Origin of the sequence: Acinetobacter sp. SCLZS86 (assembly GCF_021560715.1) — a bacterium.
Classification (GTDB): domain Bacteria; phylum Pseudomonadota; class Gammaproteobacteria; order Pseudomonadales; family Moraxellaceae; genus Acinetobacter; species Acinetobacter towneri_A.
In genome coordinates, this window is record NZ_CP090864.1 from 2,764,393 (window position 1) to 2,785,941 (window position 21,549).

Annotated in this window: 19 protein-coding genes; 7 read left to right on the plus strand and 12 right to left on the minus strand. The window is 43.1% G+C overall.

The window, feature by feature from the left end:
* Positions 1–21: 21 nt before the first annotated feature.
* Positions 22–2,067: an ATP-dependent DNA helicase RecG gene (gene recG, locus LZP46_RS13250; protein WP_236094066.1), complete on the plus strand. Its 2,046-nt coding sequence runs from the start codon at positions 22–24 to the stop codon at positions 2,065–2,067.
* A gap of 18 nt (positions 2,068–2,085) precedes the next feature.
* Positions 2,086–2,721 carry a ComF family protein gene (locus tag LZP46_RS13255; protein ID WP_236094067.1) on the plus strand — a complete coding sequence of 212 codons (636 nt, stop codon included), beginning with the start codon at positions 2,086–2,088 and terminating at the stop codon, positions 2,719–2,721.
* 78 nt (positions 2,722–2,799) lie between these two features.
* Here LZP46_RS13255 and LZP46_RS13260 read toward each other — a convergent pair whose 3' ends face one another.
* Positions 2,800–3,210, minus strand: coding sequence for an NUDIX hydrolase (locus LZP46_RS13260; RefSeq protein ID WP_236094068.1), 411 nt, complete (start codon positions 3,208–3,210; stop codon positions 2,800–2,802).
* A gap of 1 nt (position 3,211) precedes the next feature.
* The gene (locus LZP46_RS13265; RefSeq protein WP_236095221.1) at positions 3,212–3,814 is read right to left on the minus strand and encodes a TIGR00730 family Rossman fold protein; all 603 of its coding nucleotides are present in this window, start codon (positions 3,812–3,814) and stop codon (positions 3,212–3,214) included.
* A 154-nt stretch (positions 3,815–3,968) separates the two neighbouring features.
* Here LZP46_RS13265 and LZP46_RS13270 point away from each other — a divergent pair, with 154 nt between their 5' ends.
* On the plus strand, positions 3,969–4,982 hold the full coding sequence (locus tag LZP46_RS13270) for a magnesium and cobalt transport protein CorA (protein ID WP_004974662.1): 1,014 nt from the start codon (positions 3,969–3,971) through the stop codon (positions 4,980–4,982).
* Positions 4,983–5,208: 226 nt separating this feature from the next.
* Here LZP46_RS13270 and LZP46_RS13275 read toward each other — a convergent pair whose 3' ends face one another.
* From LZP46_RS13275 to dxs, 8 genes are all read right to left on the minus strand, one after another.
* Positions 5,209–5,496: an STAS domain-containing protein gene (locus LZP46_RS13275; RefSeq protein WP_236094069.1), complete on the minus strand. Its 288-nt coding sequence runs from the start codon at positions 5,494–5,496 to the stop codon at positions 5,209–5,211.
* Positions 5,497–5,508: 12 nt separating this feature from the next.
* Positions 5,509–6,144 carry an MlaC/ttg2D family ABC transporter substrate-binding protein gene (locus tag LZP46_RS13280; protein WP_236094070.1) on the minus strand — a complete coding sequence of 212 codons (636 nt, stop codon included), beginning with the start codon at positions 6,142–6,144 and terminating at the stop codon, positions 5,509–5,511.
* Between the two features lie 15 nt (positions 6,145–6,159).
* On the minus strand, positions 6,160–6,837 hold the full coding sequence (gene mlaD / locus LZP46_RS13285; RefSeq protein WP_236094071.1) for an outer membrane lipid asymmetry maintenance protein MlaD: 678 nt from the start codon (positions 6,835–6,837) through the stop codon (positions 6,160–6,162).
* Positions 6,837–7,616, minus strand: coding sequence for a lipid asymmetry maintenance ABC transporter permease subunit MlaE (gene mlaE, locus LZP46_RS13290; protein WP_236094072.1), 780 nt, complete (start codon positions 7,614–7,616; stop codon positions 6,837–6,839). The genes mlaD and mlaE overlap by 1 nt, the downstream gene beginning before the upstream one ends.
* Positions 7,613–8,431: an ABC transporter ATP-binding protein gene (locus tag LZP46_RS13295; protein WP_236094073.1), complete on the minus strand. Its 819-nt coding sequence runs from the start codon at positions 8,429–8,431 to the stop codon at positions 7,613–7,615. Before LZP46_RS13295 ends, mlaE begins: the two co-directional genes overlap by 4 nt.
* Positions 8,432–8,819: 388 nt before the next feature.
* Entirely contained in the window at positions 8,820–10,670 is a 1,851-nt protein-coding gene (locus LZP46_RS13300; RefSeq protein ID WP_019836884.1) for a DEAD/DEAH box helicase, read from the minus strand.
* A 484-nt stretch (positions 10,671–11,154) separates the two neighbouring features.
* Positions 11,155–11,985 (minus strand): inositol monophosphatase family protein, encoded by an 831-nt coding sequence (locus LZP46_RS13305; RefSeq protein WP_019836885.1) that lies wholly within the window; start codon positions 11,983–11,985, stop codon positions 11,155–11,157.
* A 104-nt stretch (positions 11,986–12,089) separates the two neighbouring features.
* Complete coding sequence (gene dxs, locus LZP46_RS13310; RefSeq protein WP_236094074.1) at positions 12,090–14,000, minus strand: 1-deoxy-D-xylulose-5-phosphate synthase; 1,911 nt, start codon at positions 13,998–14,000, stop codon at positions 12,090–12,092.
* Between the two features lie 307 nt (positions 14,001–14,307).
* On the opposite strand from dxs, the gene ribA reads away from it, so the two are divergent.
* Positions 14,308–14,910: a GTP cyclohydrolase II gene (gene ribA / locus LZP46_RS13315; RefSeq protein ID WP_236094075.1), complete on the plus strand. Its 603-nt coding sequence runs from the start codon at positions 14,308–14,310 to the stop codon at positions 14,908–14,910.
* A gap of 44 nt (positions 14,911–14,954) precedes the next feature.
* On the opposite strand, the gene hemN is transcribed toward ribA, so the two are convergent.
* Positions 14,955–16,328 (minus strand): oxygen-independent coproporphyrinogen III oxidase, encoded by a 1,374-nt coding sequence (gene hemN / locus LZP46_RS13320; protein WP_236094076.1) that lies wholly within the window; start codon positions 16,326–16,328, stop codon positions 14,955–14,957.
* Positions 16,329–16,559: 231 nt separating this feature from the next.
* Between hemN and hemF the strand changes: the two genes are divergently transcribed.
* The 3 genes from hemF (at position 16,560) to aroE (ending at position 18,913) form a co-directional block, all read left to right on the plus strand.
* Complete coding sequence (gene hemF / locus LZP46_RS13325) at positions 16,560–17,504, plus strand: oxygen-dependent coproporphyrinogen oxidase (protein ID WP_236094077.1); 945 nt, start codon at positions 16,560–16,562, stop codon at positions 17,502–17,504.
* Positions 17,505–17,821: 317 nt separating this feature from the next.
* The gene (locus LZP46_RS13330; RefSeq protein WP_004974627.1) at positions 17,822–18,028 is read left to right on the plus strand and encodes a hypothetical protein; all 207 of its coding nucleotides are present in this window, start codon (positions 17,822–17,824) and stop codon (positions 18,026–18,028) included.
* 96 nt (positions 18,029–18,124) lie between these two features.
* A complete protein-coding gene (gene aroE / locus LZP46_RS13335) occupies positions 18,125–18,913 on the plus strand; it encodes a shikimate dehydrogenase (RefSeq protein ID WP_236094078.1) in 789 nt (262 codons plus the stop codon).
* Between the two features lie 102 nt (positions 18,914–19,015).
* On the opposite strand, the gene LZP46_RS13340 is transcribed toward aroE, so the two are convergent.
* Positions 19,016–21,406 carry a hypothetical protein gene (locus LZP46_RS13340; protein ID WP_178318819.1) on the minus strand — a complete coding sequence of 797 codons (2,391 nt, stop codon included), beginning with the start codon at positions 21,404–21,406 and terminating at the stop codon, positions 19,016–19,018.
* Between the last annotated feature and the right edge of the window lie 143 nt (positions 21,407–21,549).

Here is a 21,549-nt window from a genome sequence, read left to right on the forward strand (position 1 = left end):
AGCATTTAAAGTTGAGGGGACATGGCTGCAGTCCATCAGTTGCAAGGGGTAGGCTCTGCCTCTGCTGCATTACTCGAAAAATTAAATATTTTCACTACAGATGATTTGTTGTTTCATCTACCGCGTGACTATGAAGATCGTAGCACGATCATCCCCATGAACCAATTAAATGTGGGAAGCAGCTATTTACTCGAAGGCGTGGTCAAAGGGGTGGATTTTCCACCCGGTAAACGCAAGTCAATGGCAATCAATTTAGAAGATGAATTTGGCAAAATAACCTTACGTTTTTATCATATTTATAAAGGCATTACAGATCGTGCCAAACTCGGCAATCGTTTAAGAGTATTTGGCGAAGTACGGGTTGGAGCGCGTGGTCTGGAAATGTATCACCCCGAATTAGAACTGATCACTGAACATACCCCACTACCTAAAACCCAACTGACTGCCATTTACCCAAGCACCGATGGGTTGACCCAAGCCAAATTGCGCGAATACGTCAAACAAGCCTTGGCACAGCATAGTGATGATTTGCCTGAACTCTTGCCTAAAAAAATGACCAATGGTTATGCACTCAAACAGGCGCTAGATTATATTCATCACCCACCTTTGAATGCCAATATGCTGCAATTGGCACAAGGTTCTCACCCTGCGCAGCAACGCCTGATTTTTGAAGAATTAGTGGCGCATCAAGTCAGTTTACTGACCCGACGGGCTTATATTCAGCAAATTGCCTCACCTGCATTTTCCCCAAGCCAAAAACTAGCACCTGCGTTACTCGGTAACATGCCATTTCAAATGACAGGCGCACAGCAACGCGTTTCGCAAGAAATCATGCAGGATTTGCAGCGTAATAAACCCATGCTGCGCTTGGTTCAAGGTGATGTAGGTGCAGGTAAAACCTTGGTTGCTGCAGTCGCGGCGTGTCATGCCCTAGAAGAAGGTTGGCAAGTTGCGCTGATGGCACCGACTGAAATTTTGGCAGAACAACATTATCTGAACTTTCAAAAATGGTTTGAGCCGTTGGGCTTAACTGTGGCGTGGTTGTCTGGCAAACAAAAAGGCAAAGCACGTGCTGCAGCTGAACTAACCATTCAGGATGGCAGTGCCAATTTGGTGGTTGGTACACATGCGCTGTTTCAAGACAATGTACAATTTGCCAAACTGGGTTTGGTGATTATTGATGAACAACACCGTTTTGGGGTCGATCAACGTCTGGCATTGCGCAATAAAGGTACCAATCACACCACACCGCATCAATTGGTGATGACTGCAACGCCTATTCCACGAACCTTAGCCATGTCCGCCTATGGCGATTTGGATACTTCGGTGATTGATGAGCTACCACCAGGGCGTACGCCTATTCAAACGGTGACCATTCCGCTAGATCGGCGTGAAGAAGTCTTGCAACGGATTGCTAGCAATTGTGCCGAAGGCAAACAAGCCTATTGGGTTTGTACCTTGGTGGAACAATCGGAAACCTTAGATGCACAAGCTGCCGAAGCGACTTTTGCTGAAATTAAAGAACGCTTTCCTGAACTGAATATTGGGCTGGTACACGGCAAAATGAAAGCAGATGAAAAACAAGCTGTCATGCAGCAATTTAAAGACAATCAACTTCAGTTACTGATTGCCACCACAGTCATTGAGGTTGGGGTCGATGTACCCAATGCTTCAATTATGGTGATCGAAAATGCCGAGCGTTTAGGGCTTTCACAGCTACATCAGTTACGTGGACGGGTTGGACGTGGTGCCAAAGCCAGTTTTTGTGCCTTATTGTATAAAAATCCACTTTCGCAAAATGGACAAGAACGCTTGCGGATTATGCGCGAAACCAACGATGGTTTTGTGATTGCAGAAAAAGATTTAGAACTGCGTGGCCCTGGGGAACTCTTGGGAACCAAACAAACAGGAGATATGGGCTTTCGAGTGGCCAAACTGGAACGGGATGATCATTTACTGGCACAGGCACACCATGTAGCACAGCAAATTTTAAAAGATTATCCTGCGCATGCTGAAGCTTTGCTAAAACGCTGGCTGCCTGAGGCACCACGTTATGCCTATGTTTAAACGGATTGCAGTCGTAAAATGACTCAGCCAATCAACCTAGTACAACGCGGCATACAATGGCTGCGCCAACTGCAACCGTGTCAGCTCTGCCATAGCGACACGCAATGGCAACATTCAGTCTGTCAAACCTGTTGGCAAGAATTACCGTGGCGTAGCCAAGCAGTACAACGACAAGAAATGCAGATTCAAGTCGCCTTTGACTATCACTATCCAATTAATCGCATCATTCAACAATTTAAATATGAACAGCAGTTACAATACCAACTGCTTTTGGTAGGTGCGCTAAAACAATTGTCTTATCCTAAAATTCAAGCCATTGTACCGATGCCAATTTCCTCTGCCCGCCTGACTGAACGTGGTTACAATCAATCTTTATTGTTGGCAAAAGGACTGGCGCGGCATTTAAATGTTCCGATTTGGCAGCCTGTAACCCGCTTGCAAAAGCACGCGCAAAAAGGCTTAAGTCGCTTAGAACGATTAGAAGACATCCAACAGCAATTTCAAATTCAGACTGCACCTAAAATCCGTTTTCGTCGGGTTTTAATTGTGGATGATGTGGTCACGACAGGCAGCTCAATTCATGCACTCAAACAACAATTGCTCAAGCTTGGCTGTCAAAAAGTCAAGGCGGTTTGTCTCGCCAGTGCCGAATAAAATATAAAACTATTCGGTTGAATATGCTCAACGCATTAAAAAGTTGAACTTAAAATATAGAAGAATGATCAACTGCTCTTAATTTTGTTGTAAATATTGTCTTAACCACGGCATCACCACTTCACGGGTCAGTGGTGCCAACAAAGTATCTCGATCATCCAAATCCACCCACTTCATTTCAGCAATTTCAGCAGCAATTTTTGGTGCCTGATCAAGCTGCACCCAATACACATAACTCACTAATCGGCAATCCGGTTCATTGGCCGTTGCCGTTTCATAGCGACCAATAAATTGTTGAATTTTCGCCTGACAGCCAATTTCTTCTGCAATTTCTCGCAACATGGTCATTTCAGGTGCTTCATTAGGTTCTAACTTGCCACCGACTTGCATAAAACACGCGGTGTGCTGTTTACGTACCACCAATAACTGCTGTTTGACATTCAAAATTATTGCGGCGGCAACGGTAATAATGTTGTTGATCTTAGCCATTTTATTTCACCAATTCCTGCTGCACCCACTCTAGCTCAGGCACTCCCCATTTCATTTCAGGGGCACGATATTGTTCAAATCGCTGTAAAATATTGTCAATACAGTTCGATACAATCAATGCCTCACAAAAACGTGGCTGAGTAAATCCTTTTTCAGAGGTCTGTCTTAAAAACTTCAGCAAATCATCATAAAAGCCATCAACATTAAAAAAGGCACAGGGTTTCGAGTGAATGCCTAATTGTGCCCACGTCCATTGCTCAAAAATTTCTTCTAACGTTCCCGAACCACCTGGCAAAGCAATAAAGCCCTCGGCCAATTCTGACATTTTTATTTTACGGGCGTGCATGTTTTCAACAATGTATAATTCAGTCAAATGCGGATGCGCCAATTCATACTCTGCCAAACTTTCAGGCATAACGCCAATTGCACGGCCGCCTGCTGCCAAAGTACTATCTGCCACCACCCCCATTAAGCCTGAGCGCCCACCGCCATAAATTAAAGTTTTGCCTTGTGCAGCGAGGGTTTCCCCCACTTTTCGTGCATTTTCAACAAAAACAGAATCTTTTCCTGGAGCAGAACCACAGAAAATAGCAATTGACGACATCATTTTTTCACCATGTTATCTGGCTGTCATGCCATAAAATTAAACTTCAGGGAGATTTTTAAATAAAATAGCATTCTGAGCAGTGTATTTAGTAATATCCTTGTCTAAAATACACCCATCCACACACCCCATACTGCGCAAGGAGAAAAGACGAATGCTTGAAGCCTTTTATGCCACAGAGCGCGGTAGTCTGGAAGATGCCACCATTAACGGTGGTTTTGATTTGCATCCAGATCTGGTCTGGATTGACCTCATTGCCCCTTCACAAGAAGAACAGCAATGGGTACTAGACGCATACTCACAAAATTTACCCACTTTAAAGTCTCTAGAAGACATTTCATCTTCGGCGCGATTCTACCGTGATGATGATGGTATTTTACACATAAGTACATATTTTTTAACGAAAAATAAAAACTATCAAGTCGATGGCGAAACTGAAGACAATTCCAGTATTTTAGCCACCGTACAAACCGTTGCCTTTATTTTACATAAAGAACGCCTATTTACCCTACGTGGTGAAAAATTAGTGGCATTTCGGGCATTTCGGGCGCGTGCACGACGTAACGACTACGAAATTGATTATAAAGACCCGACTTGGGTACTTTTAGGCTTGCTTGAAGCCAAACTAGACGAACTTGCGGATATCTTAGAAGATATCCACAAGGACTTAGAAAAGTATTCCACAGAAGTTCTGAATAACCGTCATCGTGAGCAAATTTTAGACCTCGATGACATGATTACCCGACTGGCACAATTAGAAGACATGCTTGGAAAAGCTCAACTGTGTTTGATTGATTTACGTCGCGTCCTGACCTTTTTGGCACGTCCGCGCGCGTTGGGCAGTCATATTTATGATGCCGACATTAGAGAACTCAGTGAAGATGTACGCTCACTGGTCGAACACGATGCCTTCTTATTCCAGAAAGTACGTTTCTTACTCGACACAACTTCGGGCTTTATTAACACCGAGCAGAACGACACCATTCGTCGATTCTCGATTTTACCCAGTATGTTAGCGCCACCGATGCTGGTTGCTAGTGTTTATGGCATGAACACCGACGTGTTGCCTTTTGCCAAAGGCACCACCAGTTTTATAGTGGTCAGTATTATTTTAATTGGCTTCTTTATTGGCCCATTAATTTATTTTAGATGGAAAAAATGGATTTGATGCCTTTTATTCCCTCTCTTTTTAGGTTTAGGAGAGGGTTAGGGAGAGGTTTGCAATCTTTTCTCTCCTTTTAGAAGCGGGTTAGAAAGGTTTGCAATTTTTCTTCTCCTTTTAGCAGCGGGTTAGAGAGGTTTGCAACCACTCATAACCTCCCTTTAGTAAAGAAAGGAAATTAACGCAATAAAAAAAGCACCTTACAAGAAGGTGCTTTTTGGTGGTTTCAGTTTTAGGCGAGCAGTTGTAAATCATCTTGCAAATGACAGGCTTGAATGATCTTCATCATTTTTTCAGGAACCGCTTTAAACTGTAAACCTTTGGCTTCAGGTGTCTGACGCAACCATTGTACCAAAACAGCCAAAGCTAAAGTGCTCCCCTGTTGCAGATTTGCCAAATTCACTACCAAAGGTAACTGCTGCTGACGAATCAACTGCATGCCTTTTTGGTAATATTGCTCTGCATTACTGAAATCTATTTTTCCAGAAACGCATAATTCCTGATTTGATAATTCAATCACACCACACCTAACCTATTTTTTCTTTTCAACCGCAGCTTCTGCATCTGGTTTAAAGGTTGCAATCGCTTTATCAATATTGCCACCATTACGCTTCACGTTTGCCGCAAACTGGTTGCGGAATTGCAAACCTAAATCAATACCCGACACGTTAATGTTACGGATTTTCCATTGGCTGCCTTTGTCTGCTAACTGGAATGACACAGGAATTTTTTCACCATTATGAACAAAGTCAATAGTCACCACTGGGTTCTTGCTGTTGGTCGCCTTATAAGGACGCATGGTATAGCTTTGGTTGCTAAATTTCGCAAACGCTGTGCCATAGTTCTCAATTAAAGTTTCACGGAAGTTTTTCTCAAACTGCGCGCGCTGTGCTGCTGAACTGTATTGGTTGGTTGCATAAGTACCCATCACAATACGGGTAAATGCCTGTGCATCTACATACGGATCAAGGTTTTGACGCACAATCGTTTTGACCAATGCCGGATTGTTCTGCAATTTAGCATGATCTGCTTTTAAACGTGCAATCAAGCTATCGGCAACTCTTTTCACAAAAGCTGGTGGCGCCTCTGTAGGTGCAGCAAATGCAGTTCCTGCCAACATGGTTGAAAGTACACTTACCGCCAGAGTTTGCTTTAAAAGTGTTTTCACGGACAATCTCCTCAATTACTCAACAAATGACACTTCTGCATCTGTTGTTTCAGCTGTCGCTATATCTGTATCTGCGTCTGACGCTGCATTGGATGTTTTCGCTGCACCGCCAGTAATAAACTTACTGATTAAATCTTCTAGATCCATGGTGCCTTGCGTGTTGGCAATACTTTCACCACGCTTCACAAAATTCAAACCACCACCTGGAACCACTTTGAGATATTTCTCACCCAATAGACCATTGGTTGCTACCATTATATAAGCATCTTCATCAATACTTGTGATGGATTTCATGTTACTCAACAGTTGTTGTTCCATTTCTTTTTGTTGCTCAGGACTTGCCTGTTCGTATTCTGCACTATAGCGCAACTCTTCAAGTGCATAATTTTGCACTGTTTTCAGTTGCTCAGCATTAAAACTGGTCAGTTTGCCATCGAGTTCAAATTCAACTGTCGCCAAACGTGATACAGGATCTAAGGTAATATCATGAACACGCCCAATCGTGACACCGCTCATGGTGACTTTAGCGCGTGGTTTTAAACCATTCACGTTGTCAAATGTTGCGGTCATATTATAACTGTCGCGCAAATTGGTACCCACCAATCCACTGACTTTCATGGCCAAGAAAAATAATGCAATGCCTGTCAAAATGACAAATACACCTACGGCCAGCTCACTTGTACGTGATTTCATTAAACACCTCCGAACATGACCGCAGTCAACACAAAATCAAAACCTAAAACACATAATGAAGAATACACCACGGTTCGTGTGGTCGATGTCGCAATGCCTTCCGATGTAGGGACACAGGCATAGCCTTGATATACTGCAATCCAAGTACAAATAAATGCAAAAACAAAACTTTTAATAATGGTGCCGTTGAAAATATCTTTATAAAACTGGACGTTGCTTTGCATACCACTCCAGAAAGAACCTTCATCGACACCTAGAAAATCGACCCCAACCATTTTACCGCCCATAATGCCAACCGCAGCAAAAATAATGGACAGCATCGGCAGGCTGATAATTCCCGCCCATAAACGTGGCGATACAATACGCTTGAGTGGGTCTACCCCAATCATTTCCATACTGGCCAATTGCTCTGTGGCTTTCATTAGACCAATTTCTGCAGTTAATGCAGAACCTGCACGTCCTGCAAATAACAATGCTGCAACCACAGGGGCGAGCTCACGTAACAAAGTCAAAGACACCATGGTGCCAAGCATGGCTTCTGAACCGATATTGACCAAAATGGAGTAGCCTTGTAAGCCCAATACCAAACCAATAAATAAGCCTGATACCGCAATAATGAGTAGGGACATAACGCCTACACGGTACATCTGGTAAACAAACAGTTTTACCCCAAGCCAAGTTGGCATGGAAAATAAGATTTGCAACAACATTTGGGTGGCGACACCAATGCCACGAACACGCTCAATGACGCGTTGACCTAGTGCGGCAATAGCATTCATGAACGCACCTCATCACTTAAATAAGCCCGATGGCTAAATTGATAATCGACTGGCCCTTCGGCAGCGCCTGTTAAGAACTGACGCACAAATGCCGATTCATGCTGTTTTAATTCTGCAGGTGTACCCTCACCCTGAATCACGCCTTCCGCAACAATATAAATGTAATCAGCAATGGATAAAGTTTCGCCAACATCATGCGATACAATGATGGTGGTTAAATCTAACGCTTCACGCAACGAACGGATTAAACGAGTCAACACGCCTTTTACAATCGGGTCTTGCCCGGCGAACGGTTCATCGTACATGATCAATTCAGGGTCTAACGCAATTGCACGTGCCAGCGCCACACGACGGTTCATCCCGCCTGAGAGTTCTGCAGGCATGAGTTGTTCTGTACCACGCAAACCGACTGCTTCGAGTTTTAAAGCCACCAGTTCTGCAATTAAATGTTCAGGCAACTGGGTATGTGCACGCAATGGAAATGCAACGTTTTCATATACGCTCATATCGGTAAATAGCGCACCACTTTGGAATAACATGCCCATACGTGCGCGCGCAGCAAACAACTCCTGGCGTGACATTTGCGCAAGATTTTTTCCATCTAGAAGAATATCACCATGATCGGGAGTCAACTGACCGCCAATCAAACGTAATAATGTTGTCTTACCTGTACCTGAAGGTCCCATAATGGCAGTAATTTGACCACGGCGAATCTTTAAACTGACATTTTCGAAAATGACACGTTTTCCTCGTTTAAAGCTCAGTTCATTGACTTCAATCAATGACGGCTCATGTTGAGGCATTGGATTATTCATAGCTGAGGGTTTTCCTGCATTTTTTCAGCACGCATACTATAAAGGATTGAAGCACAAAATGTTATCTAGCAAATTTTTAAAAAATGTGCGCATATTGTTCAAGCAGTCTTATTATTGTTATTTAAATCACTTTTAGGACAGCAACAATTTAAAAGTAAGAAGAAATAATATAATACACTAAATTGCATAAAATGAGTGCTAAACCAATATACGGCATCATTCCCTCTCTCGTCTGCATGAGCAATCGTAAGCTACCGATGTTCATAATTAGCAAATAGAGTTAAAAACGTGACATATTATACATTTTATTTATCTAAAGCAAAAATTTTTAACATAAAAAACCAGTGCTGAGCACTGGTTTTTCTTTATACAAATTGCTATCGCGGTCTTAGTCGTTAAATTTACGACGTGGACGATCAAAACCACCTTCACGGCGTGGACGATCTGAATTGAACTCGCGACGTGGACGATCTTCGCCACCAAAAGAACGCTTAGGACGATCATCAAACGAACGTGGTTGACGGTCACCAAAACCACCTTCACGACGTGCAGGACGATCACCAAAATCACGTTTTGGACGATCACCGAAACTACCTTCACGACGTGGTTTATAGTCTACGCGGTTGCCACGGTTGTCATCATTCGCATCAAAACGCGGCTTATCGTTGAAGCCACCTTCGCGACGCGGACGGTCTGAATTAAATTCACGACGTGGACGATCTTCAAATGAACGCTGTGGACGATCACCGAAACCACCTTCACGGCGTGGACGATCTGAATTGAACTCGCGACGTGGACGATCTTCAAATGAACGTTGTGGACGGTCACCGAAACCACCTTCACGACGTGGACGGTCTGAGTTGAACTCACGACGCGGACGATCTTCACCAAATGCAGGACGTTCGCCACGTGGTTTGTCATCAAAGCTGCGACGTGGACGATCTTCACCGCCTTCACGACGTTTGAAGTTGCTTTCGCCTTCAAAACGACGACCGCCACCAAAACCGCCACGACCACCGCGACCGCCATCACGACGACCACGACCACCGTCACGACCAGAACGTGCTGGAGGTGGAGATGGCTCTAAGCCTTCAATTTCTGAAACGCTTAAACGTGCATCTAAGAAATCTTCTAACGCACGGATTTTGCCGCGCTCACGGTAAGTTGCCAAAGTAATCGCGTTACCAGTACGACCCGCACGACCTGTACGACCAATACGGTGTACATAGTCTTCATTTTTCATTGGTAAACCGAAGTTAATCACGTGAGAAATAGTTGGTACGTCTAAACCACGTGCTGCAACGTCTGTTGCAACCAAGATTTTTGCACGGCCTTCGCGAATGCTGCGTAAACGACGGTTACGAACGGTTTGTGGCATTGCACCGTGTAGTGCAACAACCGAGTGACCCGCTTCAGCCAATTCTTCAGCCAACATATCGGTATCTTCTTGAGTAGATGCGAATACAACCGCTTGATCTACACCTTCATCAGATAACCAGTGTGACAATAATTTTTTCTTGTGCTCGAAACCATCAGTCCAGTGTAAAGTCTGGGTGATGTCCATGTTCGTTGAGTGACCTGTTTCAATCGCAATACGTACAGGCTCATTCATCATGCGTTCTGCAAGTGTGATAATACGGCTGGCAAAAGTTGCAGAGAACATCAAGGTTTGCTTACGGTTAGCAGCTAAATCGCTAATCGCTTCTAGGTCTTCAGAGAAGCCTAAATCGAGCATACGGTCAGCTTCGTCTACAATTAAGGCATCAACTTTATCAAGTTTGATTTGACGACGGTTCACCAAGTCAAGTAAACGACCTGGAGTCGCTACAACCACTTGCGCACCTTTTAATTGTTGGATTTGCTTACCAAAAGGCATACCACCCATGATTGCTGCAATACGTACACCTTTCATGTGACGTACAAATGCAATCGCGTCTTGGCTCACTTGTTGAGCCAATTCACGTGTTGGGCAAAGCACTAAAATTGAAGGCTGAGTAATTGCTTTCATACGCTCTTTAAATGGTACAAAAGTGTCTTGGCTCGCCAATACGTTTAAAGTTGGGAGTAAAAATGCAGCAGTTTTACCAGAACCTGTTTGGCTAGATACCAATAAGTCTTTACCTTCAAGTGCCGCTGGGATCGATTGTTCTTGAACAGGAGTCGGCGTAGTAAAGTTCAAGCCTTCTAAAGCTTGTTGTAAAGATTCATGTAAAGAAAAATCAGCAAAAGTTTTGCTCATAGAGATTTTCACCCTGAAAATGGGTGCTCCATTAAATAAAGTCAGATGGACATCGGCAAAAAGCGGTACAGCAATTATCGCTGACAATTTAAGATTCAGCGGCGATCCGAGTAACGACGATGTGATATAACGCACGCATGATTACGGCTTAACCTGAAGGAATCGCTTTAGCGATTGGGGCGCGAGATATCGTCCTCTCTTTGGACCGCACGCGCATACACAATGATTAGAAGAGAAATGTTCAGGTAATGAACAGAAATTAAGTGCGTGCGCGGATTATAGCAGGATTATTTTAAAAGTCACCTTATTTAATCGACTTTTGCAGTTTTTTGTGTAAACAGTGATAGATTCTGCTTTTATGGCTAGTATATGGACGATAACAACAGATTTAAAACCAGCAGTTTTAGACCGTTAGGTAAAAGAAAAGCCCTCAGGATGAGAGCTTTGCTAAGTGTCTTATTTAAGTATAAATATGATCAGCTGATTATTTCGCTGCTTCGCCCCAAGCAGGCACAACCGCTTTCATAAGTGGTTTTAACATTTTCATTGAACATGCCAAAACTTGCCCATTTTCCATAGAGTCGCTGCCACCACGTGCATCGACCACAGTACCGCCCGCTTCTTTCACAATTAACTCACCCGCAGCAATATCCCACGGTTTTAAGCCAAGTTCAAAATAACCATCTAAACGACCTGCAGCCACATAAGCCAAGTCTAATGCAGCAGAACCTGCACGGCGGTATTGAGCGCCTGCTTCTGTCACATTCAATAAACTTTCAAAATGGTTTTTGGCATAAGAAACAATTTCGCCATCGCGCTTAGCACGATAAGCATGACCCACTGCCAAGAAGGTGTTGTCTAAACTGTCTTTTACATTTACACGAATACGACGTTGATTCATCATCGCACCACGGCCACGGCTCGCAGAGAACAACTCATCTTTTACAGGATCGTAAATAACACCGTGCTGTGTCACACCTTTGTGTTGCACTGCAATCGAAATACAGAAATGAGGGAAACCGTGAACAAAGTTTAGCGTGCCATCTAAAGGATCAATCACCCAACACCAGTCGGCATCGTGACCTTTGCCTTCCTGCATGCCAAATTCTTCGCCCAGGAAGCTGTGATTTTTATAACTTTTGCGTAATGTATCAATGGTCAATTGCTCGAGGTAACGATCTACGCGCGTTACAGGACCATCAATGCCTTTTTCTTCGACTTGTAGATCGAGTTTATGACGATTCTGATGCGCTTTTAAAAGCTCTTGACCAACTGTTTGAGCCGCACGCGCAGCCATCACCACCATAGGTTCCATTGAACACCCACTACAAATTTGAAGAGATTGATAAAGAATAATGCATGAAAGCCCCAATATTTTAGCAAATATTGAGGCTTTTGGGGAAGAAGTGTTGCTAAAAATTAACTCAGTATAGATTGATGCAGTTTTTGCCAAGTATTTTGCATCGATTTTTCAATGCCTTGTGCGTCTAAACCAGCCTGTTGCAGCATTTGAGCATGTGTTGCCTGATGCATAAAACTGTCTTCTAAACCTAAATGAATGATGGGTTTGACAATCTGTGCCTTCGCCAAGTATTCACTCACGGCACTGCCCGCACCCCCCATAATCGCATGTTCTTCAACAGTAACGAATAATGCAGTGCTGTCTGAAATCTCAGCTAACAGTTTTTCATCTAGTGGTTTCACAAAACGCATATTCACCACACGTACTGCGACATCGTGCTGCTGAGCAAATGCTTCAGCCGCTTCAACTGCCGCTTGCACACGGCTACCAAAAGCCAGCACTGAAATGTAGTCATCATATTGTAGATTGAACAGCGCTACAATTTCAGCTTGTCCCAATGGAATTGCAGTCATCTGCTCCTGAATTTCGACACCCAAACCATGCCCGCGTGGATAACGCACTGCTGCAGGGCCATTATATAAATAAGCCGTATGCAGCATTTGACGACATTCATTTTCGTCTTTTGGCGCCATAATCACGATATTCGGTACGGTACGCATATAGGCGTAGTCGTAAGCACCTGCATGGGTTGGGCCGTCTTCACCCACCAAACCTGCACGGTCGATACCAAAAGTGACATCCAGATTTTGCAAAGCGACATCATGAATCAGTTGATCATAACCGCGCTGCAAGAAGGTAGAATAAATCGCCACCACAGGCTTTAAACCTTCGCAGGCCATACCCGCAGCCAAAGTCACGGCATGCTGTTCGGCAATCGCGACATCAAAATAGCGTTCTGGAAATTTTTTGGCAAATTGCACCATGCCCGAACCTTCGCACATGGCTGGCGTAATGGCCAATAAACGTGAATCTTGTTCTGCCTGATCACATAGCCACTGCCCAAATACATCAGAATATTTAGGCGCGCTAACGGGCGCAGCTTTGGCATGAATTTTACCAATGGCGTGATATTTAATTTGATCGGCTTCTGCAGGCGCAAAGCCTTTGCCTTTTTTGGTGTAAACGTGAATTAAACGTGGACCTTTACGTTTTTTCAGCGCATTAAACACGTGTGTGAGTTGTTCAACATCATGTCCATCGAAAGGGCCGAAATAATCAAACCCAATCGCTTTAAATAAGTTGTCTGCAGCTTCAGTGGCGGCACAGTGCAAACGCGAGTTATACGTCCATTTCGGATGTGGCTGCACGTAAGCCTCACCTGTTTCACTGACATGAACCGACTCACCACGCTCCCAAATCGCTGCAAGATGTTTGGCAAAGCCGCCTGTGCTACATGAAATTGACATATCGTTGTCATTCAGCACGACCATCATATCTGCCTGATGCGCCACTGCATCATTCATGGCTTCAAAAGCCATCCCTGCTGTCATAGCGCCATCGCCAATAATAGCAACAACTTCACATGGGTTTTGCTGATAACGTCGCGCTAAAGCCATCCCCAAACCTGCTGAAATAGCCGTAGAGGAATGACCAACGCCAAAGGTATCAAAAATAGATTCTTCACGTGCAGGAAATGCAGCCAAGCCATCTTTAGCACGAATGGTAGTGAGTTGCTCGCGGCGTCCTGTCAGGGCTTTATGCGGATAAGCCTGATGACCGACATCCCAAATTAAGCGGTCTTGTGGAGTATTAAAGCAATAATGCAGCGCAACGGTCAGTTCGATCACGCCTAAGTTTGCGCCAAAGTGTCCTCCACTTTGACCTGCGGCATACAAAATGAATTGACGTAACTCATCTGCCACCTGTGGAAGCTGGCTTTGCGCGAGTAAACGTAATTGCTGCGGATGATCAATCGCATCGAGCAATGGTGTTACAGGGCGTTGAGTTGGAATTTCTGTATACAGCATATGTGGCAAAGCCTTCTAAAGCCTGGCAAATCCTAAGCGAGGTCAATGGGAATTACTCGATCATATAACCGAATGGTATTACCTTCAATCAGCCACATTTCTAGCGATGTAGTTTTGAGCAGTGATTTCAGTTGGGCACACGTTGGGTGCGTAGATTATCCTGAATAATCTAACTATTTATCAACCATTATCGTGTGCTTTATACAAAAAAGAAAATCTTCTGTATAAATTCGTGTTTGCTATTCTACTAATGTCTGAGCATTACGCTATACTTTAAACAATTTATCGACTATTCACGAGTTAAACAGTGCCGATTAAGTTTGTCGCAACCTCACGATTACCGACTGCATTTGGTGAGTTCAAGATTACGGTATTTCAAGATCCTGAAACTGGCGAAGAACATGTGGCATTATCCAAAGGTTTAGACACTGCGCCAACCCAGCCCGTTTTAGTACGCATCCACTCAGAATGTTTAACTGGCGATGCTTTCGCGTCTTTGAAGTGCGATTGTGGCCCGCAGCTTCAAGCCACTCAGCGCCTGATTAATGACGCAGGACAAGGGGTGATTTTATATTTACGCCAAGAAGGCCGTGGCATTGGCTTGACCAATAAAATTCGTGCTTATGCCCTGCAAGATCAAGGACATGACACAGTCGATGCCAATTTGATGCTGAATTTACCTGCCGATGCACGTCGCTATGATATGTGCAGCATCATGCTAGATCATTTGCAGGTCAAAACTGTGCGCCTAATTACCAATAACCCTTTGAAAATTCAAGCATTGCAAGAACAAGGGATTACGGTGGTAGACCGTGTACCTTTAACTGTGGGTTTGAATCCATTCAATGAGGAATATTTGCAAACCAAGCATGAACGTATGGCGCACATGTATGATAAAGGTGACTTCTAAGTCACCTTTTAATTTTTGAATTAAATAATTTCTACTCAACTTACTTAAATCGTCATCGAAAAAATACGGTTATTTGGCATACGGCGTTTTAAGCGCAAATCAAAGGCCATACAAATATTGCGCACAAAGGGTTTGCCTTTTTCCAGAATTTGAATGCGCTGATCTTGAATGAGCAGCAATTCATCTTCTTGCATTTCCTGTAACTGTTGCAGCACTTGCTCAATTTCAGGAAATGCCAATTCTGGACTGGCCCACGACGTTTCAAAGCTGCACATTAAATTCAAAATATGCTGACGAATCACCAAATCTTCCCGATTCAGCATATGCCCTTTAAACACAGGAATCTCGTTGCAGGCTAAACGCGCGTAATAATCTTCAATACTTTTTTCATTTTGGGCAAAGCTATACCAACTGTCGCTGATTGATGAAACACCTAAACCAATCATAAGCTGTGTTTTAGATGCGGTATACCCCATAAAGTTACGATGCAAGGTACCATTTTTAAATGACTGGTACATACCATCACGTTCTAAAGCAAAGTGATCCATTCCAATTTCATGATAACCATAGGCCAAAAGACGCTGTTTACCCTCTTCATAGCACTGACGTTTTAATTCATCTTTAGGTACATCTTCATCTTTAAAACCACGCTGCCCATTGCCTTTAATCCATGGCACATGTGCATAACTGTAAAACGCTAAACGGTCTGGCATTAAACGCTGAGTTTGCTCAATGGTATTTAATACATCTTCCAGATTTTGAAAGGGCAAACCAAAAACTAGATCATGTGAAATAGAATCATAGCCAATATCACGCGCCCACTCGGTCACACGTTGCACATGTTCAAAAGGCTGAATCCGATGAATGGCGCGCTGCACTTTTTCATTATAATCCTGCACGCCATAACTAACCCGACGAAAACCCAAGTCATATAAAGCCTGTAAATGTTCACGGGTGGTGTTATTGGGATGTCCTTCAAAACTAAATTCGTGCTGTTCTGCCACTTTGGCTTTTGCCAAAATGCCTTGAATAAGCTGCGTCAAATGTTCGACAGAAAAGAAAGTTGGTGTGCCACCGCCCAAATGAATTTCTTTAATGATGGGAGTGCTTTCGAGCAACTGACAATATAAGTCCCATTCTTTTGATAACGCCTGAATGTACGGTTGCTCGACTTCATGGCGTTTGGTGACGCGTTTATGACAGCCACAAAAAGTGCATAGGCTTTCGCAAAATGGCAAATGAATATACAGACTGATGCCTTCGCTGGCATTAGATTCATCAAACGAACGCTTCAGCGTTTGCTGCCACGCCTCGGCAGAAAAGGTAGCATCATCCCAATAAGGTACGGTTGGATAACTGGTATAACGTGGTCCAGGCACATTGTATTTTTGAATTAAAGAATTTGCCTGCTGTGTCATCCACTCTGCCCCATTCAGTTAATTGCTGCTGACTAAAATTTAGATTGTAAAAACTATTGTGCTGAGCTTAGGCATGGAAATCAACCTAGTCTTTTGCTCGGAATACATGCTGAAATACAAAGCACCTTGCGCAATTGCATGAGCGATTTGCAGCAAACTGGATAAACCCCTTAATTTTTAGACAGTTTTATGTTTTGATGTAAGCCATTTTATTTTTATGCTGAGGTGGCCATGTCGCATCCTACTCACGCGGATATTCAACGTGTACGTGAATTTCTTCTCGATTTGCAGGCGCGAATTTGTGCGGCTTTGGAACAACAAGAACAAGCAGGTGGCGGAAGCGCACAGTTTGAAATTGATGACTGGCAACGCCCTGAAGGTGGCGGTGGTCGTTCCCGCGTTTTACAAAATGGTACGGTGATTGAAAAAGGCGGAGTGATGTTCTCGCATATCAATATTTCCAAACTGCCTGCATCTGCAACCGAGCGTCATCCGAATATTGCAGGCGCACCTGCGCAGGCGATGGGCGTGTCATTGGTGATTCATCCGAAAAACCCGCATGTACCCACTTCACATGCCAATGTGCGTTTATTTGTCGCAGAACCTGAAGGACAGCCGCCTATTTGGTGGTTTGGTGGTGGTTTTGATCTAACACCATTTTATCCGAATGATGAAGATGTGTTGGCATGGCACCAAACGGCACATGACTTATGTGCGCCTTTTGGCGAGCACGTCTATGCAGAACATAAACAATGGTGTGATGACTATTTTTATTTGAAGCACCGCGATGAACAGCGTGGCGTGGGTGGTTTATTTTTTGATGACCTGAATCAATGGGACTTTGATACCTGTTTCAGCTATATTCAGGCGGTGGGTAATGGTTATTTGACTGCAATTCTGCCTATTTTTGAGCGTAATCGCGACAAAGCCTATACTGAAGCACAACGCCAATTCCAACTTTACCGTCGTGGACGTTATGTGGAATACAATCTGGTCTATGACCGTGGTACTTTATTTGGTTTGCAGACAGGCGGACGGATTGAATCCATTTTAGTCAGCTTACCGAACTTGGCGGGATGGTCGTATCGTCCTGAATGGGCAGAAGATTCTGCAGAAAAAAAACTCACTGACTATTACTTAAAACCACGCGATTGGTTAAATCTCAAGACGAGTTAAAGCTCGCGACTGGTGAAACCCTGCTACATCGCCGTGTAAATAAGATCACAGTCAATGTTCAAAAAAGCGATTCTTGCACGAATCGCTTTTTTACTTACAAACTTTATCGCTTCTTTTCAAATCAATAAATATGCACAGCATGAATTAACTGTAATGATAGTGTGGATGGATTTTAATAAATGATGTGACCGCGCACCCTATTTGACCATGCACAAACAGGATTTAACCATTCATACATCAAATCATGAGTCAAAGGCAAATTCATCAAACTGTCAAAGCCTTATGTCACACTGCGCCACATATGTCAGGAGATCCGCATGTTTAGCCCGCTGTTCAAACACAAAATCTTTCTATTTTGGGCAACCTTTGCCATGTTACTTGGCTCAATCTGCATGACCTTTATTTTTGAAAGTCATCTTTCAGATGGTTTAGCGATTAGCAGCAGCATTTTAGCGGGCATTGCCATGTTCGTAATTGCCACTATTTTGGTTTTAGAAACTGTTTTAGAAATTTGTAATCCTTAAGTCCAAAGACTCCCACCCTTTTATACCTTCATAGGCTTTAGTCCGCGCTGAATTTGACGTATATTGATGCACATTTCAGCACATGGATTTAGGCAAATGCGCAAACAATTTGCTGTGATTGGTAACCCAATTGAACAATCACGTTCTCCTGAACTACATCATGCCTTTGCAAAAAAAACAGGCATAGACCTGCAATACAGCAAACGCCTTGCGCCGCTTGATGGCTTCAGCGACAGCGTTGCAGACTTTTTTAATCATGGCGGCGTAGGCATGAATGTGACCGTACCTTTTAAAGAACAAGCATTTGCTGAATGTGGCGTCTTGACCGAACGAGCCCAAATTGCCAAGGCAGTCAATACCTTGTGGATGCAAGATGGTGTTTTGCATGGCGACAATACCGATGGTCAGGGTTTGGTTGATGCAATTCGTACTTTGGGCTGGAATTTAGATCATAGCGATATTTTGATTATTGGCGCTGGCGGTGCAACCCGTGGCGTAATTTACCCGTTGGTACAAGCAGGTGCAAAAAAAATTGTGATTGCCAACCGCACCCTTGCCCGTGCTGAACAACTAGTTGCCGACTTGCAAGCCGCTGTACCGCAAGCAGAATTACGAGCCATGGCGCTCACCGATTTAACAGGTCATTTTGATTTAGCCATTAATGCGACGTCTGCTAGTTTATCGGGAGATGCACTTACCTTGCCTGAATGTTTGCAATTTAATTTTGCTTATGAAATGGCTTATGGCAAACCTTCAAGCTTTTTAGAACAAGCCAAAGCGCGTGGCGTACCGACCTCAGAAGGTTTTGGCATGCTGGTTGGACAGGCAATTGAGTCTTTTTATATCTGGAATGGCGTAAAACCTGACTTAAAAGATTTCCTCTAAATCATCACCAAATAAAAATAGCCCTTGAGCAGCAAAGGGCTATTTTTTTATTTAAACTGGGCAATCTTGTTGAACGCTGATTGCCCATTTTTCACCCACGGTTTATTTTACAAATTTCTGCATATCTTCATACACATCCATATATAACTCATAATCAATCTGTTCAGCCTGATCTTCAGTTAAAGTGCGAATTGAATTTTGGCTCAATTTGCCCTGCTGACGATCAACATACGTCTGCCCCAAAATGTGTGCCGTTTTCTTTAAATTCTCCAAGTCAGGCACATCCCAATCATAAGCTGCTTCATAGGCTTTTAAATATTGCTGAGCAAATATCTGTTGTGGTTGCTTGTATTGATGTTTCAGCTTACGCCATTCAAGTGCGACTTTATTTTCATCGACTGCATCTTCAGTCAAATTATTGATACGACGACCAATTGCATTATTGAATTGCTCATCTTCTTCTAAATGATGCTTGGCTTGTAAAGCTTCAATCCGTTTTAGCGCGGCACCTTTCGGGTCATAGTAGCGCTCATCACTGAACCAATAGGCATACACTTCTGCCATTTCCTGCAAGGTTTGTGGACTAAGATTTTTTACCCACGTACTTTGCTCTGCTGCCATGTGCACTAAAAATAAAGTCTGATAAGTCTGACTAAAAGATTCTGTTTGTTGATAGGTTTTTTGCGCCAACTGCGCCAATTCTTCATCATAACTTAAGGCAGGTTTTACAGTGGTCTTATCTTTATTTTCTGCAGTTTCCTGCTCCAAAGTCCGCCCTAAATTTGTCACCCATTTTTCTAAAATTGAGTCTTTGCTGACCTCTTGAATGGATTTGGCTTGACGCAGCGCACTACGGTCAATTTTGCTGGCTTGCCCATAATTCGCAATGCTGACATCGTTATACACATGAATTGTGCCGTAATTTTCGCGTTTAAATTGCAACGCATAATCAATTTTTGCAGCACGCCCCTGATCATCTAAAGCCACATCAATTTGAATCGGTGTTTTTTTATCTTTAGGTGTAGCGTTCATAATCTGCTGAATTTCAGCCTGATGTTTTTGCCACAAAGCTGCAAAAGCGGCGGCATCGACCAATTGTTCCGAACGGTATGGTTCAAAAACTTTAGCTAGCTTTTCTTGCGGTGAAGCAAAGTGCTCATCTAAAACCGATTGTGCCTGCTCAGCACGACTTGGGCTAAATGCTTCTAATTCATAGGCATAAGCACAGTAGGTTAAATCTCCAACTTTGGCTGTTTTTGCTGTTTCGATCAAACGCTGACAGTCTTGTTCGCTTAGCATACTTGCGGTGCTTGCTGAATCTTCTGCCTGCTCAGCAGCCGCTTCAACGGCTTGTTCAGCTGCGATCATGGCATCTTCACTGGCATCTGCTGAATAATCTGCCACATTACTCACTGTCGTTTCAGTTGCATAAAATTTCTGACTGACCAAATCACGTAAAGCAAGGGTGGCTTGATACGCCACAAAAGCCTCTTGGCTCATGCCATAATCTTCAGCAGTTTCATTGTGTTTCAAGTAGTCTTCAACACTTTCTTTGGCCGATGTATCTTGCGTAATTTCAGCTTGTTCAGCAGCATCTTCGGTTGTGGTCGCCTGCCCCAATACAGTCTGTTGCAAATACGGTGCATTGACCTGATCAAACATGGCAAGCTGCAGCAACATATCTTCCAAACTACTGTTCAAACGAATTTTTTCACTAATTTTTTGCTGACGGTCTTGTGCAGTTAAAGATAACTTTTGAATATGTTTAGAATCTGCCAATACATACGGCACCGCATTCATGGCTTTTAAGTATTCGGCAAATTGTGCCACTTTAATCCGCTCAAAATCGGCTTTGTATTTAGAAAAGTCGATATAGGCAAAGTCATTTTGACTGTCTTTATTCACCAAATAAGGCAACAAAGAAAAATAATTGGTATAGAACTTATATTCATTAAAATCGACTACCATCGGTACTTTCATTTGCACCAAAAGTGTCGGTTTTTCATAGCGTGCTGCCACATTCAAAGCAGCAATTTTTTGCCGATAATGCACCGAGCCATCGTAGCTAAACTCAGTATCATTCAATACATTCAACAGAAAATTAAAAGGACTCGATTTTTCGATTGCCCCTGCAGCATAGGAAGCAGAGTTTTGTTCCTTAGCCATTGCCGTATATAAGTTTTGTTTTTCTTGTGTACTTAAACGGACTTTTTGCTGTTTTAAATACTGATCTAATTGCTTTTTAAGTACAGGATCAAGTGTGGTAGGAGCAATATCCGTTACTTTTGGTGTTGCTTCAACTAAATTGCTCTGTACCCGTAATTTGCCCTGAAAATCATAACTAGGTGTTTCAAAGATGGCATTTAACCCCGTAATTGCCTTTTGTTCTATACTTACCGTCTGATTGGAATTGGTCTTAATGACATGCTGCGAACAACCTGTAGCAGCTAAACTAAAAAGACATAAAGATAAATATTTTAATTGTATCTTCATTGCTAAACACCTTATATTCATTATAGATTGGTCTGTTCAAACGTACAGATTATGATACATTGTAACATAACACTTCATTCGTTTTTGTAAGGTGAATAATTTTCAGTATTCGCATTTCTGACATTTTTATTCGCTATTCTTAT

Coding starts and splice junctions, on each gene's coding strand:
- recG (WP_236094066.1), top strand. CDS start 22: ATGGCTGCAGTCCATCAGTTGCAAGGGGTAGGCTCTGCCTCTGCTGCA.
- LZP46_RS13255 (WP_236094067.1), top strand. CDS start 2,086: ATGACTCAGCCAATCAACCTAGTACAACGCGGCATACAATGGCTGCGC.
- LZP46_RS13260 (WP_236094068.1), bottom strand. CDS start 3,210: ATGGCTAAGATCAACAACATTATTACCGTTGCCGCCGCAATAATTTTG.
- LZP46_RS13265 (WP_236095221.1), bottom strand. CDS start 3,814: ATGTCGTCAATTGCTATTTTCTGTGGTTCTGCTCCAGGAAAAGATTCT.
- LZP46_RS13270 (WP_004974662.1), top strand. CDS start 3,969: ATGCTTGAAGCCTTTTATGCCACAGAGCGCGGTAGTCTGGAAGATGCC.
- mlaD (WP_236094071.1), bottom strand. CDS start 6,837: ATGAAATCACGTACAAGTGAGCTGGCCGTAGGTGTATTTGTCATTTTG.
- mlaE (WP_236094072.1), bottom strand. CDS start 7,616: ATGAATGCTATTGCCGCACTAGGTCAACGCGTCATTGAGCGTGTTCGT.
- LZP46_RS13295 (WP_236094073.1), bottom strand. CDS start 8,431: ATGAATAATCCAATGCCTCAACATGAGCCGTCATTGATTGAAGTCAAT.
- LZP46_RS13300 (WP_019836884.1), bottom strand. CDS start 10,670: ATGAGCAAAACTTTTGCTGATTTTTCTTTACATGAATCTTTACAACAA.
- LZP46_RS13305 (WP_019836885.1), bottom strand. CDS start 11,985: ATGGAACCTATGGTGGTGATGGCTGCGCGTGCGGCTCAAACAGTTGGT.
- dxs (WP_236094074.1), bottom strand. CDS start 14,000: ATGCTGTATACAGAAATTCCAACTCAACGCCCTGTAACACCATTGCTC.
- hemN (WP_236094076.1), bottom strand. CDS start 16,328: ATGACACAGCAGGCAAATTCTTTAATTCAAAAATACAATGTGCCTGGA.
- hemF (WP_236094077.1), top strand. CDS start 16,560: ATGTCGCATCCTACTCACGCGGATATTCAACGTGTACGTGAATTTCTT.
- LZP46_RS13330 (WP_004974627.1), top strand. CDS start 17,822: ATGTTTAGCCCGCTGTTCAAACACAAAATCTTTCTATTTTGGGCAACC.
- aroE (WP_236094078.1), top strand. CDS start 18,125: ATGCGCAAACAATTTGCTGTGATTGGTAACCCAATTGAACAATCACGT.
- LZP46_RS13340 (WP_178318819.1), bottom strand. CDS start 21,406: ATGAAGATACAATTAAAATATTTATCTTTATGTCTTTTTAGTTTAGCT.